Source organism: Sphingopyxis sp. Root1497, from assembly GCF_001427085.1.
Lineage (GTDB): Bacteria > Pseudomonadota > Alphaproteobacteria > Sphingomonadales > Sphingomonadaceae > Sphingopyxis.
This window is the reverse complement of the sequence record NZ_LMGF01000003.1, coordinates 326,243-340,546: the sequence shown is the minus strand read 5'-3', so window position 1 is coordinate 340,546 and position 14,304 is coordinate 326,243. Positions and strand designations below refer to the sequence as shown.

Sequence of the window (14,304 nt, the reverse complement as noted above, 5' to 3'; positions counted from 1 at the left end):
CTATGGCGCTATGACACCAGCTTGGACCCGCCCGCCAGCAGGGTCAAGCCGCGAGGAACGCCGCCATCGCTTCGCCCATTTCGGGCTGGGTGACGCTCGACATATGCGTGCCGGGGATGGTCACTAGCCGTGCATCGGGCAGCGCCTCGGCCAGTTCGGGGGCCGAGCCATTGTCCCCGTCCTGTTCGCCGCAGACGAGCAGGACCGGCATCGTCAGCGCCGCGAGCGCTTCGGGCGCCGTGTCGGTGAAGCTGTCGAGCAGATGGCCCGCGGCGATGCGATCGACCTTCATCGTCTTCATGAACTGGATCGAAAGCCAGGTGTCGTCGCCGCGCTTTGCCGTCTCGAAATCGGCGATCACGCGCTTGAAGAATTGCCCACGCCGCTGCCAGCCCGCCAGCCCTGCCAGCCCCATGCCGCCAAGGATCAGCCGACGGGGTTTCATGCCCGCGACGACGGCGCGCGTACTGGTGCGCGCGCCGAGCGAGAAGCCGCCCAGATCGAAATCGTCGAGGTGGAGATGCGCGACCAGATCCTGCAGGTCGTTCACCAGTACGTCGGGTGGATAATGCCAGTCGTCGTGCGGCGCATCGCTCGACCCGTGCACGCGCAGGTCGGGCATGATGACGCGAAAGCCCTCGGCGGCGATGCGGGCGGCGGTGCCGAATTTGATCCAGTTGACCTCGGCGCTTGAAAACAGGCCGTGGAGCAGCACCACGGGGCGGCCTTCGCCCAGTTCGCGCCAAGCGAGGCGCACCTCGTCGCGCGCTTCGAAAAACTGCGGTTCGATCGTCATGTCGCGTCTTGCACCTTGGCCCAGCGTTGCTGCAGCGGCGCATAGTCATCGGTGCGCATTTCGGGAAGCCCCTCGCCGGCGGTCCAGCCATGGACGCGGCTTTCGATCCCGAAATGGCTGGTGAGCGACACCGCACCCGGATCGTCGAGGGCGCCGACGGTCAGGTCGATCTTGGGACTGTCGGGATAATCGAAGGTCAACGGCGTGCCGCATATGCCGCAAAAACCGCGTCGGCCAAAGGGCGACGACATATAGGCCGCGCGTTCGCCTGCCCACGCCACGCTGTCCTTCGTGACGTTCCAGAAGGCGGCGGCGACATTGCCGAGCGCGCGCTGGCACATGCGGCAATGGCACCAATAGGCGTCGCGGTCGGCGTGTGTGGTCGAAAAGCGCACCGCGCCGCACTGGCAGCCGCCGGTCAGGGCCTCGCTCATCGCGGCTGCAGCCCCTTCTGCTCCATCCGCCAGCGCGCCATCTCGATACGGTCCTGCCCGAAGAAGGGCTCACCGTCGAAGACGAGCGTCGGCACGCCCCAGTGGCCCGCGATTTCAAGCGCCACCTGATTGGCGGCGATTTCGGTGTCGAGCGCCTCGGCATCGCGCACCGCTTCGGCATCGAGGTCGGCGAGATCGAGCCCCGCGCGGCGCGCGGCGCCGGCGAGATGGTCGCCGAGGTGCCAGTCCTGCGCGCCGCCCCAGATGAGCTGCGCCGCCTCATGCGCGAAGGCGAGGCTGCGGCCGCGGCGCGACGCGGCCTGGCCGATCCGGGTGAGGCGATAGATATGGGGCTGGTCGGGCGAAATCTCGCGCGTCATGACATTCTGGACGATGGGGTCGGGGCGCGGCGGGCCGAAGGGGATGCCGTGAAACTGCGCGACGCGGATCATGTCGCGCATCGTGTAGCTCAGCCAGTTCGGGTGGTTGCGCTCGAAGAAGTCGGGTTGGCGGATCGCGAGCGGATAGACCGGGCGCAGGTTGATATCGACATGATGGCTTGCCGCGAGCGCGCGATAGCGGCCGATGCAAAGGTAGGAATAGGGCGACCGGAAGGACCAGAAGAGATCGGCGGTGAGGGTCATGGGGGCATCTTAGCGCGGCCGTGTAATTTGTCGATCATCGCGCATATCGCGGATGTTGGCGAAGGGGCCGCGCAGCGTGCGGTTGCATTTAGTAGCAACTGCTATTATATCGCATGCCATGAGTGAGACGATCGGATTCCTGCTGAACGACACCGCGCGGATGTTCCGCCGCACGTTCAATGCGCGCACCCGCGAGAGCGGGATCACCGCGCTGCAATCGCGCGTGCTGACCTATCTCGCGCGCTATCCCGGCATCCGGCAGGGACCGCTCGCCGAACTGATCGAGGTCGAGCCGATCACGCTGTCGCGGATGATCGACCGGCTGGAGGAATCGGGCCTGGTCGAGCGGCGCGCCGACCCGACCGATCGCCGCGCGTGGATGCTCCACCTGACCACCCAAGCCGAGCCCTTGCTCGACCATTTGCGCCAGACGGCGAAAGCGGTGGTTGCCGAAGCCACCGAGGGCATGAGCGACGCCGAACGCGCGCTGCTCACCGACCTTGTCGAACGCGTCCGGACCAATTTGTCGCGCCGCGAATGCCAAAAAGAAAAAGAGACCGCCTGATGGACCAGCTTTCCCCCAACCGCCCGACGGCGGAAGATCCCAAGCCGCCGAAAGCCGCGCCGAAGGCCGACCCCGTGCCCCCGGTGACCGCGGCCACCGCCGAGGCCAGGGACGCGCCGAAATGGCGCACCCGCATCCTGATGTTCGGCCTGCCGGCGCTGCTGATCGCGGGCGGTGCCGGCTGGTGGCTGACCAGCGGCGGATCGGTGTCGACCGACAATGCCTATGTCCAGATGGACAAGGTATCGGTCGCCGCCGAGGTCGGCGGGCGGATCACCGAGGTCGCGGTTCGCGACGGGCAGGATGTCACGGCGGGGCAATTGCTGTTCCGCATCGACGGCGAACCCTATCGGCTTAACGTCGCGCAGGCGACCGCAGCGATCGACGCGGCGCAGGTCGAGGTCGGCAATCTGTCGGCCAGCGCCAACACCTCCGCCGTCGACATCGCGGCGGCGCGCGAGGATGTGAAATTCGCCGAGGTCACGTTCGGCCGCCAGGCGGCGCTGATGGAAAAGGGCTTCACCACCAAGGCGGCCTATGACGCGTCGCGCCACGCGGTGGCGCAGGCGCGCGAGCGTGTGCGGCAGGCCGAAGCCGCCGCCGCCGAGGCGCGCACCAAGCTCGCCGCCGGCCCCGCGAGCGGGATCAACCCGCAGGTCGAGGCGGCGCGCGTCCAGCGCGCGCAGGCCGAGGTCAATCTGGGTCGTACCGATGTGCGGGCGCCTTACGCCGGCCGCGTCGCGCAGGCTGACCGGCTGCAGATCGGCCAGATGATGGTGCAGGGCCTGCCCGCGGTGACGATCGTCGATACCGGCCATCCGTGGGTCGAGGCCAATTTCAAGGAAACCGACCTTGCCAATATGCGCATCGGCCAGCGCGCCGAAATCAGCTTCGACGCCTATCCGGGGCTGAAGATTCGTGGCCATGTGCTGACGATCGGCGCGGGGACGGGCAGCGAGTTTTCGGTGCTGCCGGCGCAGAACGCGACCGGCAACTGGGTCAAGGTGACCCAGCGCGTGCCGGTGAAGATCGCCTTCGACGAAAAGCCGTCGCGCGACATGATCGCCGGGCTGTCGGCCGATGTGCGGGTGTTTACGGGCGATGGTGCGGTGGCCGGGAAGTAGGCGGCAATGCCGGGCCATTCCTATCGTCGATCCTCCCTGTCGCGTAGCGATGNTTGGCGCTGCCGTCGCGGCCCCTCCACCACGCCCTTTGGGCGCGGTCCCCCTCCCCATGGCTTCGCCACAGGGAGGATCTGTTCTAGCCATGGCCTCCCGCTCGCTCCCTCGCCGCACGCCCGCCGCGGCGCTACCCGCCGCCGACGATCGGCCCTTGCACGAGCGCGTCCGCTATCGCGGGTTGCTGATGGTCGCCGTCATGGGCGCGTCGATCATGCAGATTCTCGATACCACCATCGCCAATGTCGCGATCCCGCACATGCAGTCGGCGCTGGGCGCGACGAGCGAGACGGTGACCTGGGTGCTGACCAGTTATATCCTCGCATCGGCGATCGCGATGCCGATCACCGGCTGGCTCGCCGACCGCATCGGGCGGCGCGAATTGTTCCTCGCCGCGATCACCGGTTTCATCATTACCTCGATGGCATGCGGCGCCGCGCAGTCGCTCGAACAGATGGTGGTCTTCCGTTTCCTGCAAGGGATCAGCGCCGCCTTCATCGGGCCGCTGTCGCAATCGGTGATGCTCGACATCAACCCGCCCGACAAACAGGCGCGCGCGATGTCGATCTGGGGCATGGGGATCATGGTCGGGCCGATCCTGGGGCCTTTGCTCGGCGGCTGGCTGACCGAAAGCGCCAATTGGCGCTGGGTCTTTTACGTCAATTTGCCGGTCGGGCTGCTGACGATCGCGATGATGTGGGCGCTGCTGCCCGCGACGCGCAAGGCCGACCGCAAGTTCGACCTGTTCGGTTTCTCGATGCTCGCGCTGGGGCTCGCGTCGTTGCAGTTGATGCTCGACCGCGGCGCGCACCAGGACTGGTTCGACAGCATCGAAATCTGGATCGAATGCGGCGTCGCGGTCGCATGCCTGTGGATGTTCCTCGTCCATATGATCACCGCGCGCGCACCGCTGTTCAACCGCCAGATGCTCGCCGACCGCAACCTCGTCACCGCGATGGGTTTTATGATCGTGATCGGGGTGGTGATGTTCGCGTCGATGGCGCTGTTGCCGCCGATGCTGCAGAATCTGTTCGGCTGGCCGGTGATCGACACCGGCGTCGTGCTCGCCGTGCGCGGGGTCGGCATCCTCGCCAGCATGTGGTTCGCGGGGCAGATGCTGGGCAAGATCGACGCGCGCTGGATGGTGGGCTCGGGCTTGCTCATCGCCGCGCTGTCGCTGTGGCAGATGAGCCACTGGTCGCTGGAAATGGGGATGCAGCCGGTGATCATCAGCGGCATCGTGCAGGGGCTGGGCATGGGGCTGATCTTCATCCCGCTCAACACCATGGCGTTCGCGACGATCCCGCCGCAGTATCGCACCGACGGGTCGAGCATCCTGAACCTGCTGCGCAGCGTCGGCGCGTCGGTCGGCATCTCGACCGTCACCACGCTGCTCGGCGCCAATATTCAGCGCAGCCACGAGGATCTGGCGAGCCATGTCACCAACAGCTCGGTCAGCCTGCTCGACCCGTCGACCGCCGACCGCTTCGGCATCGCGGGCGACACCGCGCTGGCGATGATCAACGCCGAGATCAACCGGCAGGCGGCGATGGTCGCCTATATCGACGATTTCTGGCTGATGATGTGGGTGACGCTGGCGTCGATCCCGCTGGTGCTGCTGCTCCGCCCGCCGAAGCCGGGGGCGGCAAAGGCGTCGATGGCGGATATGGGGCATTAGGATGGCGCGCGTGGACCAGCATGAGGTTCCAATGCGGATCGTCATCGACCGGCCGGTACCCGGCGTGCTCCACAGCCTGCAGGGCAGGGACGGCGGCCCGCTCGATGCCAGAGCGTCGGACGCGGGCGAGCCGCTGGCCTTCGATTTTGCTATCCGCGTCGGGCCGGGGCCGAAATTCCTTGGCGATCAAGTGCGGCGCGAGGGGCCCCAGCGGCGCTTCGTCTATATCCGCATCGGGCAGATGGCCGGGGACCCGTCTTCGCCATGGTCCCGCCGGATGAAGATCGACATCCACGACATCGGACAGGCTATGCTCGACGCCGCGGCGAAGGATGGCGGGCGCATCGCGATTTCGGTGGACGGAACCGGCAAGGACGGCACGCCCGCCTGCGCGACGGTGGCGGTTACCGGGCGACGACTGGTTTGAGAAGGGGGTGAGGGCCGCCCCTCGTCCGCCGATGCCGAATATCGGGCATTGGGGCTAGCGGCGGTTTTGGGGTGGAAAGCGGACGTCGCCTCATTTCCCATCGTCATCCCGGACTAGATCCGGGATCCCGCTCTTTTAAAGCATCGGCATGCTTCGACCTCAAGCGGGACCCCGGATCTAGTCCGGGGTGACGAGACAAGAGAGGGCGACTCTCGGTCGTTACCGGGCGTAACGGTCGCGCAGTTCGCGCTTCAGCACCTTGCCGATCGGGCTGCGCGGCAGTTCGTCGACCACGGTGATCGCGCTGATCCGCTGGGTCTTGCCGACCTTGGCGTTGCAGTCGGCGCGCACGCTCTCGGCGTCGGCGCCGTCCTTCAGCACGACGAACGCCACCGGGGTCTCGCCCCATTCCTCGCTCGGCATGCCGACCACCGCCGCTTCGACGACGCGGTCGTCGGCGAGCAGGATGCCCTCGAGGTCGCTCGGGAAGATGTTGAAGCCGCCCGAGATGATCATGTCCTTGGCGCGGTCCATCAGGGTCAGGAAGCCGTCCTCGTCGATCCGCCCGATGTCGCCGTGGCGATAGAAGAGGTTCCCGTCGGCATCGTGCCAGTGCATCGCCTTGGTCGCGTCGGGGCGGTTGTTGTACCCGGTCATCATCGCCGGCGAGCGCCCGACGACTTCGCCGACCGAACCCTGCGGCAGTTCGTTGCCGTCCTCGTCGATCACCTTGGCGATATGGCCCGGTGCCGGGCGGCCGACGGTGTGCAGCTTGTCGGGGAAATGATGCGCCTCGAGGATGAACGAGGCGCCGCCCTCGGTCATGCCATAGATTTCGACGAGGCCGCCGGGCCAGCGCTTCAGCACATCGGCCTTCAGCGTCGCGGCGAAGGGCGCCGAGGTGCAGTATTTCATCACGAAGCTGTCGAGGTCGAAGCTGTCGAAATCCTCGAGCGCCATGATGCGGCGATATTGCACCGGCACCAGCATGGTGTTCGTCGCGCGCTCGCGGCTCGCGAGTTCGAGGAAGCCGCGCGCGTCGAATTTCTTCATCAGCACGACCTGGCCGCCCGACCCGACGGTGGGCAGGAAGCTCGCCATCGTGGTGTTCGAATAGAGCGGGGTCGATAGGATCGTCACCGCGTCGCGGCCATAGGCGGGGGCGCCGCGCTGGATATGCTGCCAGCGCATCGCATGGCTGTGGACGATGCCCTTGGGCGTGCCCGTCGTCCCTGACGAATAGATGATGTTGAAGCCATCGTCGGGACCGATATCGACCGGCGCCGGTTTCGCGCCCGCGAGCGCCAGCCAGGCGTCCATCGGGGTGCCGACGTCGCTGCCGTCGATCGCGACGCGGTCGCTCGCGGTGACGACTTGCCCTTCCATGCTCGCCGATGCGGCGCTGTCGAGGAACAGGTGCCGCGCGCCGGTGTCGGCGATCATCGCCGCCATCTGTTCGCCCGTCGCGCTGTTGGTGATGAGGCCCGCGACCCCGCCGGCGCGCAGCGTGCCGAGGATCGCCGCCATCTGCTCGACGCTGTTCAGCCCGGCGACCGCGGTGCGATCGCCTTTCGCGAAGCCGTCCTGTTGCAGCCGCGCCGCGATGCGATCGACCAATGCGTCCAGTTCGGACCAGCTCAGGCGCCGAATCGGATCGGCCGCGGCTATCGCATCGGGGCGTTCGGCGGCGTGGGCGCGGATCAGGTCGGGCAGGGTGGCGAAGTCGCCGGCGAGCATTTCGGGTGCGGTCATGAAGCGGTTCGTTAGCACAGCGGTGGCACGGTGCAACGGAGCGAAAAGGGGACCGATCGAAATGATGTGACGCGCGGGGGAGGGGCGATTGGAGCAAAGCGACCGTCGCGCCGTGACCGGACCCCCGCCGCTGATCGGCGTCCACCATGCGATCGCGGCGCGCGCACACCGGCTTGCCTGCGCGCTCGAGGCCGGCGGATTTCGCGTCATGTGCCTGCCGCCGCTCGCCGGCGGTGGCCGCGTCTGGCGCGATGGCTGTTTCGACCTGCTCGCCGTCGATCCCTTTGCCGAGTCGCACGATCCTGCGGGTCTCGTCGGCCTCGCGCGCGCGATCGCGGCGCGGCGGCCCTTGCTGATCCTGTCCGACCGCGATAGCCGCGCCGACCGGATGCTCGCGCTCGCCGCCGGCGCCGACGATGCGGTCGGCTGGGTCGACGATCCGGCCGAGGTCGTCGCGCGAATCGCCGGGCTGATCCGGCGGAGCCGGATGGCCGCGGGACAACTCGGCGGGGGCGAACTGCGGATCGACCTGATCGACCGCCGGGTCGAGCGCGCGGGACGCGAGATCCGCCTGCCGCTGCGCGAATTCGACCTGCTCGCCAACCTCGCGCGCGCACCCGACCGGCCGGTGTCGCGCGTCGCGCTGCTCAGGGCGGTATGGCGCATCGATTTCGATCCCGGCACCAACCGGGTCGAGGTGCATATGTCGCGGCTGCGCGCCAAGGTCGACCGCGGCTTCGCCTGGCCGATGCTATGCACCGTCAAGGGACAGGGCTATGCGCTCCGCTCGCGGCCCGAGGATCCCCAGTTCTGAAAACGGGGCGGTCATTTGACCCATTTGCTGCCGCGATTTGACCGATCCTGCGCTTCGTAGCGCTGCCGTGCCGCCGTCGCTTGACCAAAAGTTTCAGCTTGCTACTGACTTCGGACATAAAGAAACCAATGATCCCTGCTGGAGAGGTCCCCGATGCATCCGTCCGTCCACGCGCGCAGCAACCCCGACAAGCCCGCGATCATCGTCGCCGAAACCGGTGCGACGATCAGCTATGGCGAGCTCGATGCCGCGTCGAATCGCGTCGCGCAGCTGTTTCGCGCGCATGGCCTGGGGCATGACGATGTCGTCGCCTATATGCTCGACAACACGCCCGACTATTATGGGCTGACCTGGGGCGCGCAGCGCGCGGGGCTGCGCTATGTCTGCATCTCGTCGCGGCTGACGCAGGACGAGACCGACTATATCCTCGAAAATTCGGGCGCGCGGCTGCTCGTCGTTTCGGCGAGCCTCGCGGGCGCCGCGCAGCAGTTGACGACGCAAATCGAGCGGTTCGCGATGGGCGGCACCATCCCCGGCTACGCGAATTGGGAAGAGGCCGTCGCCGCGATGCCCGCGACGCCGGTCGCCGACGAGCGCGCCGGGGTCGACATGCTCTATTCGTCGGGGACCACCGGGCGGCCCAAGGGGGTGCGCGTGCCGCTGCCCGAGGATCCGGCGATCGACGCGACGAACAGCCTCGTGATGCTCGCCGCGGCGGTGTTCCAGATGAACGCCGACAGCGTCTATCTGTCGCCGGCGCCGCTCTATCACGCCGCGCCGCTGCGCTGGTCGATGACCGTCCACCGCCTTGGCGGCACCGTAGTGCTGATGAAGAAATTCGATCCCGAGGCGGCGCTGTCGTTCATCGAAAAATATCGCGTCAATTCGAGCCAGTGGGTGCCGACCCATTTCGTGCGCATGCTCAAGCTGCCCGACGAGACCCGCGCGCGCTACGACGTGTCGTCGATGAAGGTCGCGATCCACGCCGCGGCGCCGTGCCCGGTGCCGGTCAAGCAGGCGATGATCGAATGGTGGGGGCCGGTGCTCTTCGAATATTATGCGGGATCGGAGGGCAATGGCATGACCTTCATCTCCAGCGCCGACTGGCTGACCCACAAGGGCAGTGTCGGTCGCCCGATCCTCGGCGCGGTGCATGTCATGGGCGAGGACAATGAAACCGAGCTTGGCCCGAACGAGGAAGGCTGCGTTTTCTTTGAAAGCGAAAATGTCTTCGAATATCATGGGGATAATGAGAAGACCGCGTCGAGCCGCAACTCGAGGGGCTGGTCGACCCTCGGCGATGTGGGCAAGGTTGACGAAGAAGGCTTCCTCTACCTCACCGACCGCAAGAGCTTCATGATCATCACCGGCGGCGTGAACGTCTATCCGCAGGAGATCGAGAATCATCTCGTCACCCACCCCGCGGTCGCCGACGTCGCGGTCGTGGGCGGCCCGCACGACGATTTCGGCGAGGAAGTGATCGCGGTGGTCCAGCCCGCGAACATGGCCGACGCCGGCGACGCGCTGCGCGACGATTTGATCGCCTATTGCCGCGAAAAGCTGTCGGGCGTCAAAGTCCCGCGCCGCATCGATTTCATGGAAACGCTGCCGCGCCACGACACCGGCAAGCTATACAAGCGCCTGCTCCGCGACCAATATTGGGCGCGGGCAAACTGACCGCGCGAGTCGGCGGCGGACCGACAGGCCGCCGCCCCGATGTTGGAGGCTGACTTATGAACAAGGCGATGATGACGGCGGCGATGATAGTCGCCGTGGGACTGGCAGGATGCGGCAAGAAGGACGCGCCGCCGGCCGACCAGACAGCCGACCCGGCCGCGACCGCGGCAACCGCCGCCCCCGTGGCGGCGCCCGCGGCGATCCCGATCGATCCCGCGAAACCCAACGCCTGCAACAAGCTGGCCGACGTCAAGCTGGCGGCGACGATCGATGCCGCGACCAAGACGCTCAAGATCAGCGGCACCGCCAATGCGCCGGTCGCGGGCTATGCGACCGCGCTGCAGGCCGGTCCGCTCGACAAGATGAACCCGCCGAACCAGATCGTGCTGCTGCGCGCGAACGCGCCCGACGGCGCGACGCCGCAGGTGGTGACGAAGGTAGACCTCAGCCTCGACATCCCGAACGCGCTGCCCGCCTATAAGTCGGTGCGGATCGCCTGTCCGGGCGTGCCCGACATCGAACTCAAGGTCGGCTGAACCATGCAGGGAGGTCCAGGGTGAAAGAACGCGTCGAATTCTTCTTTGACCTGTCCTCGCCCTGGACCTGTCTTGCTTTCCACAATTTGCCGGGCGTGCTCGGACGGGCCGGGGCGAGCGCGCGTTACCGTCCGATCCTGGTCGGCGGGGTGTTCAACGCGGTGAACCCCGCAGTCTATGCGGCGCGCGAACAGGCCGACAACCGGCGGCTGCAGCACAGCTGGAAGGTGCTTAAGGACTGGGCACGGCTCGCGGGCGTGCCGATGAATTTCCCGTCGCAATGGCATCCGGCGAAGAGCATCGCGGCGATGCGTTTCTGCTGCGCGCTCGAGGACGATCAGGCCGCGCTCGTCCGTTTCGCGCGCGCCGCCTTCGCGAGCTATTTCGACCGGCAGGAAAATCTCGACGATGTCGCGGTGCTGACGGCGGTCGCCGATGCCGAGGGGCTGGATGGCGTCGCGCTCGCGGCGGCGGCCGGCAGCGATGCGGTCAAGGCGCGGCTGCGGACCAATACCGAGGAAGTGATCGCGCGCGGCGGCTATGGCTCGCCGACGATCTTCGTCGATCGCGACGACATGTATTTCGGAAACGACCAACTGCCGCTCGTCGCAGCGGCGCTCAAGCGAAGAAGCCAGGGGAAGCCTGAATGAAAGACCGCATTTCGATCACCATGCTGGAAAACGGCATCGCCGACGTCCGGCTGATCCGCGCCGACAAGATGAACGCGCTCGACGCCGCGATGTGGGCGGCGCTGGCGGAGGCGATCGACCAGCTGAAGGCCACCGCGGGCCTCCGCGTCGTCGTGCTGTCGGGCGAGGGCCGCGCCTTCTGTGCCGGGCTCGACCTGTCGAGCCTCAGCGCCGACCGCGACCCGGGCGCGAGCAGCGCGGGCGGCACGCTGTCCGACCGCACCCGCGGGGTTTCGAATAACGCCCAATATGCGGCGTGGGGCTGGCGCGAGCTGCCGGTGCCGGTGATCGCGGCGGTGCACGGCGTTGCGTTCGGTGCAGGCAGCCAGATCATGGCCGCCGCCGATATCCGCATCGTCCACCCCGATACGCGCATCGCGATCATGGAAATGCGCTGGGGTCTCGTCCCCGATGTCGCCGGCATGGCACTGTGGCGCACCCAGGTTGCCGACGATGTGCTGCGCGAGATGATCTATACCAACCGCGAATTCAACGGGTCGGAGGCGAAGCTGCTGGGTTTCGCGACGCATGTCTCGGACGACCCGCTGGCGAAGGCGATGGACCTCGCGGCGGTGATCGCGAACAAGAATCCGCACGCGATCCGCGGCGCCAAGCGGCTGTGCAACATGCTCGCCGACGCAAGCGACGCCGAGATTTTGCAGGCCGAGAGCGATGAGCAGGTGCTGGTGATCCGCACCCCGAACCAGATCGAGGCGGTGATGGCGGGGATGGAAAAGCGGGCGCCGAATTTCGCGGACTGAAAAATCCTCCCTGTGGCGAAGCCATGGGGAGGGGGACCGCCNGTGGAGGGGCAATGCAGCCGCAAACCGGCGTTTATGGCGTCGGCCCCTCCGTCAGCGCTCCGCGCTGCCACCTCCCCATCGCTTCGCGACAGGGAGGATCGAAATCAAAGCAATCCCAAAAACCGCACCGCATTGTCCCAGTCGCGCTTGTGCGCCGCGCGTTGCGCCTGCGCCAGGGCATCGGCGCCCCAGCGCCGCTCCTGATAATGCTCGTCGAGGCTGACCGCCGACCACAAATCCTCGGGATCGAACGCCCCCTCGACCATTGCAAGCCCCGCGACCAGCGACCCGCCGATCGTCACCAGCGGGGTCAGCGCCGTCATCCGCCACGGATCGAGCGCCAGCACCGCCGTGCGCAACGCCGCCACCGTCGCGGGCGGCTGGTCGATCGGCAAAATGCCCCGCGTAATCTCGAACTCGACCCCGTACCGCGCCTCGGCCCAGGCCAGCAGCGGGTTCCATGCCGCCGCCTGCTCAGCCTGCAGCAAGGCGTCGCGGTCGTCGCGATAACAGAAGAGGTCGGTCGCGGCATAAGCGGCGACGGGTTCGGCAAAGACGGCGGGGCCCGGCATCGCCAGATCGATCGCCGCGTTGGCGAGGCCGGTCAGCGGCATGGCCGCGGGATCGACGGTCTCGCCCTGCGCCTGCCATTCGGCGGCGATCGCCTCGGCAAGCGCGGGGTTTGCGACCGCGAGCGGTGCGCGCTGCGGGGTCCGCACCGGGCGCCCGTCGAGCGCGATGCCCCAGCCGCCGCCATCCTCGACGACGCTGGCCTCTTTCCAGAAACGCTTCATAGCTCTTTGGGCGTCCGCCAGCGGCGCGCGAGCAGCAGCGGGAAAACCGCAAAATCGAACGCGCCCATCAGCACCACCGCGATGCCGATATAGCGGTCGGTCGGTTGTCCCGCCAGGTCCCAGCGCCCCGCGACGAGCAGAAAGCCCGCCATGATGAGCAGCGCGCCGATGATGCGCATCAGGTTGATCGCGAAATAGCGTTTCTTGGCGAGCGCTTCGTCGGCGGCGGTCATCGTCTTTCTCCTCGACCAGCGAGCTGGTCCATCAAATGGGCGAGCGCGCCATGACCCTGCGCCTGCAGCGCGCCCGCCACCCGCGTGCGTTCGTCGGCGGGCTTGTTCTGCGATAGCTTGAGCGTCGGGCGCCACGCGGTGATGGTCATTTCGAACCCGGTGATCGCATCCGCCATCTTGCCGAAAATCGCCGGACTCATCTTGTCGCGCGTCCATGGCGGGTCGATGCCGATGCGCGCTTCATGGAGCGCCGACAGCGTATCGAGCTGGCGGATCAGCGCCTCGCGGTCGAGTTTGCGGGACTTGCCCTCCATCTCGACCGCGACATAATTCCAGGTCGGGACCTGGTCGGGCGCGGCGTACCAGCTCGCGCTGACATAGGCGTCGGGACCCTGCACCACCGCGAGCGCCGCGGCGCCATCGAGATGCCGGGCCAGCCCGTTGCCGCGCGACAGGTGGAATTGCAGCGTGCTGGTATCTTCGCTCAGCACCACCGGCGCGTGCGCGACGCGCGGGCCGTCGGGGGTGCTTGCGAAAATCGCGGCGAAGCCGATCTCGCGCACCAGCAGCGCGGCGAGGTCGTCGTCCTTGGGCCGAAAGGCGGGATCGGGATGCATCAGCGCGGCTTGGCGGGCTGCGCCGGGTGCTTTTTCGCGGTCGGTTTCTTGCCGGCGGGTTTCGGCGTCGTCGGCTTGCCCGATTTGGCCTTGGGTTTGGGCTTCGGCTTGCCGACGAAGTCGGTCGGCTTGCTGTCGGCGGTGCGCCCGCGCCGTTCGCCGCGCCGGGCCTTGCGGATTTGCTTGCTGTGCGCCTTGGCCTGCGCCTTCAGCGCCGATTTGGGCGGCGGACCTTTTTCCTGCGCGTCGATGCCGATCTGGCCGAGCAGGGTGTCGAAGCCCAGCGCGTCGAGGCTTGCGGCGAAATGGTCGGGCACCTCGGCGCTTATGTCGATCGCGCCGCCGTCGGGATGGTCGATGCGGAGGCGCCGGCTGTGCAGATGCATCTTGCGACTGATCGTCCCGGTCAGGAACGCGCCCTTGCCGCCATATTTGCCGTCGCCGACGATCGGGTGGCCGATCGCCGCCATATGGACGCGCAGCTGGTGGGTGCGCCCGGTCAGCGGTTGCAGCTCGACCCACGCCGCGCTGTTCCCGGCGCGCTCGATGACGCGGTAGCGCGTCTTCGATGGCAGGCCGTCGTCATGGACATGCATTTTCTCGCCGCCCGATCCGGGCTGCTTGGCGAGCGGCAGGTCGATCTCGCCCTGCTGGATTTCAGGAACCC

General features: G+C 67.3%; 16 protein-coding genes and 1 pseudogene. 9 read left to right on the top strand and 8 right to left on the bottom strand.

What is annotated here, in order from left to right; genetic code table 11:
• Positions 1-43: 43 nt before the first annotated feature.
• From ASD67_RS05145 to ASD67_RS05135, 3 genes are read right to left on the bottom strand one after another with little or no spacing between them, the layout of a single operon-like run.
• A complete protein-coding gene (locus tag ASD67_RS05145; RefSeq protein WP_056344333.1) occupies positions 44-796 on the bottom strand; it encodes an alpha/beta fold hydrolase in 753 nt (250 codons plus the stop codon).
• Entirely contained in the window at positions 793-1,230 is a 438-nt protein-coding gene (locus ASD67_RS05140; RefSeq protein WP_056344330.1) for a GFA family protein, read from the bottom strand. The genes ASD67_RS05145 and ASD67_RS05140 overlap by 4 nt, the downstream gene beginning before the upstream one ends.
• Positions 1,227-1,874 carry a 2-hydroxychromene-2-carboxylate isomerase gene (locus ASD67_RS05135; RefSeq protein ID WP_056344327.1) on the bottom strand — a complete coding sequence of 216 codons (648 nt, stop codon included), beginning with the start codon at positions 1,872-1,874 and terminating at the stop codon, positions 1,227-1,229. Before ASD67_RS05135 ends, ASD67_RS05140 begins: the two co-directional genes overlap by 4 nt.
• 118 nt (positions 1,875-1,992) lie before the next feature.
• Here ASD67_RS05135 and ASD67_RS05130 point away from each other — a divergent pair, with 118 nt between their 5' ends.
• The 4 genes from ASD67_RS05130 (at position 1,993) to ASD67_RS05115 (ending at position 5,722) form a co-directional block, all read left to right on the top strand.
• Positions 1,993-2,439, top strand: a complete 447-nt coding sequence (locus tag ASD67_RS05130; protein ID WP_056344324.1) for a MarR family winged helix-turn-helix transcriptional regulator — start codon at positions 1,993-1,995, stop codon at positions 2,437-2,439.
• Positions 2,439-3,563 carry an HlyD family secretion protein gene (locus tag ASD67_RS05125; protein WP_056344321.1) on the top strand — a complete coding sequence of 375 codons (1,125 nt, stop codon included), beginning with the start codon at positions 2,439-2,441 and terminating at the stop codon, positions 3,561-3,563. Before ASD67_RS05130 ends, ASD67_RS05125 begins: the two co-directional genes overlap by 1 nt.
• A gap of 142 nt (positions 3,564-3,705) precedes the next feature.
• Positions 3,706-5,295 carry a DHA2 family efflux MFS transporter permease subunit gene (locus ASD67_RS05120; protein WP_056344318.1) on the top strand — a complete coding sequence of 530 codons (1,590 nt, stop codon included), beginning with the start codon at positions 3,706-3,708 and terminating at the stop codon, positions 5,293-5,295.
• A 1-nt stretch (position 5,296) separates the two neighbouring features.
• Complete coding sequence (locus tag ASD67_RS05115; protein ID WP_056344315.1) at positions 5,297-5,722, top strand: DUF5990 family protein; 426 nt, start codon at positions 5,297-5,299, stop codon at positions 5,720-5,722.
• Between the two features lie 219 nt (positions 5,723-5,941).
• On the opposite strand, the gene ASD67_RS05110 is transcribed toward ASD67_RS05115, so the two are convergent.
• Complete coding sequence (locus tag ASD67_RS05110; protein WP_056344311.1) at positions 5,942-7,474, bottom strand: class I adenylate-forming enzyme family protein; 1,533 nt, start codon at positions 7,472-7,474, stop codon at positions 5,942-5,944.
• A 112-nt stretch (positions 7,475-7,586) separates the two neighbouring features.
• Here ASD67_RS05110 and ASD67_RS23615 point away from each other — a divergent pair, with 112 nt between their 5' ends.
• The 5 genes from ASD67_RS23615 (at position 7,587) to ASD67_RS05085 (ending at position 11,951) form a co-directional block, all read left to right on the top strand.
• The gene (locus ASD67_RS23615; RefSeq protein ID WP_235535574.1) at positions 7,587-8,288 is read left to right on the top strand and encodes a winged helix-turn-helix transcriptional regulator; all 702 of its coding nucleotides are present in this window, start codon (positions 7,587-7,589) and stop codon (positions 8,286-8,288) included.
• A 153-nt stretch (positions 8,289-8,441) separates the two neighbouring features.
• Entirely contained in the window at positions 8,442-9,965 is a 1,524-nt protein-coding gene (locus ASD67_RS05100; protein ID WP_056344307.1) for an acyl-CoA synthetase, read from the top strand.
• A gap of 56 nt (positions 9,966-10,021) precedes the next feature.
• Positions 10,022-10,501, top strand: coding sequence for a hypothetical protein (locus tag ASD67_RS05095; RefSeq protein ID WP_056344304.1), 480 nt, complete (start codon positions 10,022-10,024; stop codon positions 10,499-10,501).
• A gap of 20 nt (positions 10,502-10,521) precedes the next feature.
• Positions 10,522-11,151 (top strand): 2-hydroxychromene-2-carboxylate isomerase, encoded by a 630-nt coding sequence (locus tag ASD67_RS05090; protein ID WP_056344301.1) that lies wholly within the window; start codon positions 10,522-10,524, stop codon positions 11,149-11,151.
• Positions 11,148-11,951: a crotonase/enoyl-CoA hydratase family protein gene (locus tag ASD67_RS05085; RefSeq protein ID WP_056344299.1), complete on the top strand. Its 804-nt coding sequence runs from the start codon at positions 11,148-11,150 to the stop codon at positions 11,949-11,951. The genes ASD67_RS05090 and ASD67_RS05085 overlap by 4 nt, the downstream gene beginning before the upstream one ends.
• 146 nt (positions 11,952-12,097) lie before the next feature.
• Here ASD67_RS05085 and ASD67_RS05080 read toward each other — a convergent pair whose 3' ends face one another.
• The 4 genes and pseudogenes from ASD67_RS05080 to ASD67_RS23610 all read right to left on the bottom strand — a co-directional run.
• Positions 12,098-12,787, bottom strand: coding sequence for an ATP12 family chaperone protein (locus tag ASD67_RS05080; RefSeq protein ID WP_056344297.1), 690 nt, complete (start codon positions 12,785-12,787; stop codon positions 12,098-12,100).
• Positions 12,784-13,020 (bottom strand): hypothetical protein, encoded by a 237-nt coding sequence (locus ASD67_RS05075; RefSeq protein WP_056344294.1) that lies wholly within the window; start codon positions 13,018-13,020, stop codon positions 12,784-12,786. Before ASD67_RS05075 ends, ASD67_RS05080 begins: the two co-directional genes overlap by 4 nt.
• Positions 13,017-13,637 (bottom strand): FMN-binding negative transcriptional regulator, encoded by a 621-nt coding sequence (locus tag ASD67_RS05070; RefSeq protein WP_056344291.1) that lies wholly within the window; start codon positions 13,635-13,637, stop codon positions 13,017-13,019. The genes ASD67_RS05075 and ASD67_RS05070 overlap by 4 nt, the downstream gene beginning before the upstream one ends.
• Positions 13,637-14,304 (bottom strand): annotated as a pseudogene (locus tag ASD67_RS23610) (RluA family pseudouridine synthase); the annotation flags it as partial. The pseudogene ASD67_RS23610 and the gene ASD67_RS05070, both read right to left, overlap by 1 nt.

Bases quoted from the DNA above. Each gene is read 5' to 3' on its own strand.
- ASD67_RS05145 (WP_056344333.1), bottom strand. From the start codon at position 796: ATGACGATCGAACCGCAGTTTTTCGAAGCGCGCGACGAGGTGCGCCTC.
- ASD67_RS05140 (WP_056344330.1), bottom strand. From the start codon at position 1,230: ATGAGCGAGGCCCTGACCGGCGGCTGCCAGTGCGGCGCGGTGCGCTTT.
- ASD67_RS05135 (WP_056344327.1), bottom strand. From the start codon at position 1,874: ATGACCCTCACCGCCGATCTCTTCTGGTCCTTCCGGTCGCCCTATTCC.
- ASD67_RS05130 (WP_056344324.1), top strand. From the start codon at position 1,993: ATGAGTGAGACGATCGGATTCCTGCTGAACGACACCGCGCGGATGTTC.
- ASD67_RS05125 (WP_056344321.1), top strand. From the start codon at position 2,439: ATGGACCAGCTTTCCCCCAACCGCCCGACGGCGGAAGATCCCAAGCCG.
- ASD67_RS05120 (WP_056344318.1), top strand. From the start codon at position 3,706: ATGGCCTCCCGCTCGCTCCCTCGCCGCACGCCCGCCGCGGCGCTACCC.
- ASD67_RS05115 (WP_056344315.1), top strand. From the start codon at position 5,297: ATGGCGCGCGTGGACCAGCATGAGGTTCCAATGCGGATCGTCATCGAC.
- ASD67_RS05110 (WP_056344311.1), bottom strand. From the start codon at position 7,474: ATGACCGCACCCGAAATGCTCGCCGGCGACTTCGCCACCCTGCCCGAC.
- ASD67_RS05100 (WP_056344307.1), top strand. From the start codon at position 8,442: ATGCATCCGTCCGTCCACGCGCGCAGCAACCCCGACAAGCCCGCGATC.
- ASD67_RS05095 (WP_056344304.1), top strand. From the start codon at position 10,022: ATGAACAAGGCGATGATGACGGCGGCGATGATAGTCGCCGTGGGACTG.
- ASD67_RS05085 (WP_056344299.1), top strand. From the start codon at position 11,148: ATGAAAGACCGCATTTCGATCACCATGCTGGAAAACGGCATCGCCGAC.
- ASD67_RS05080 (WP_056344297.1), bottom strand. From the start codon at position 12,787: ATGAAGCGTTTCTGGAAAGAGGCCAGCGTCGTCGAGGATGGCGGCGGC.
- ASD67_RS05075 (WP_056344294.1), bottom strand. From the start codon at position 13,020: ATGACCGCCGCCGACGAAGCGCTCGCCAAGAAACGCTATTTCGCGATC.
- ASD67_RS05070 (WP_056344291.1), bottom strand. From the start codon at position 13,637: ATGCATCCCGATCCCGCCTTTCGGCCCAAGGACGACGACCTCGCCGCG.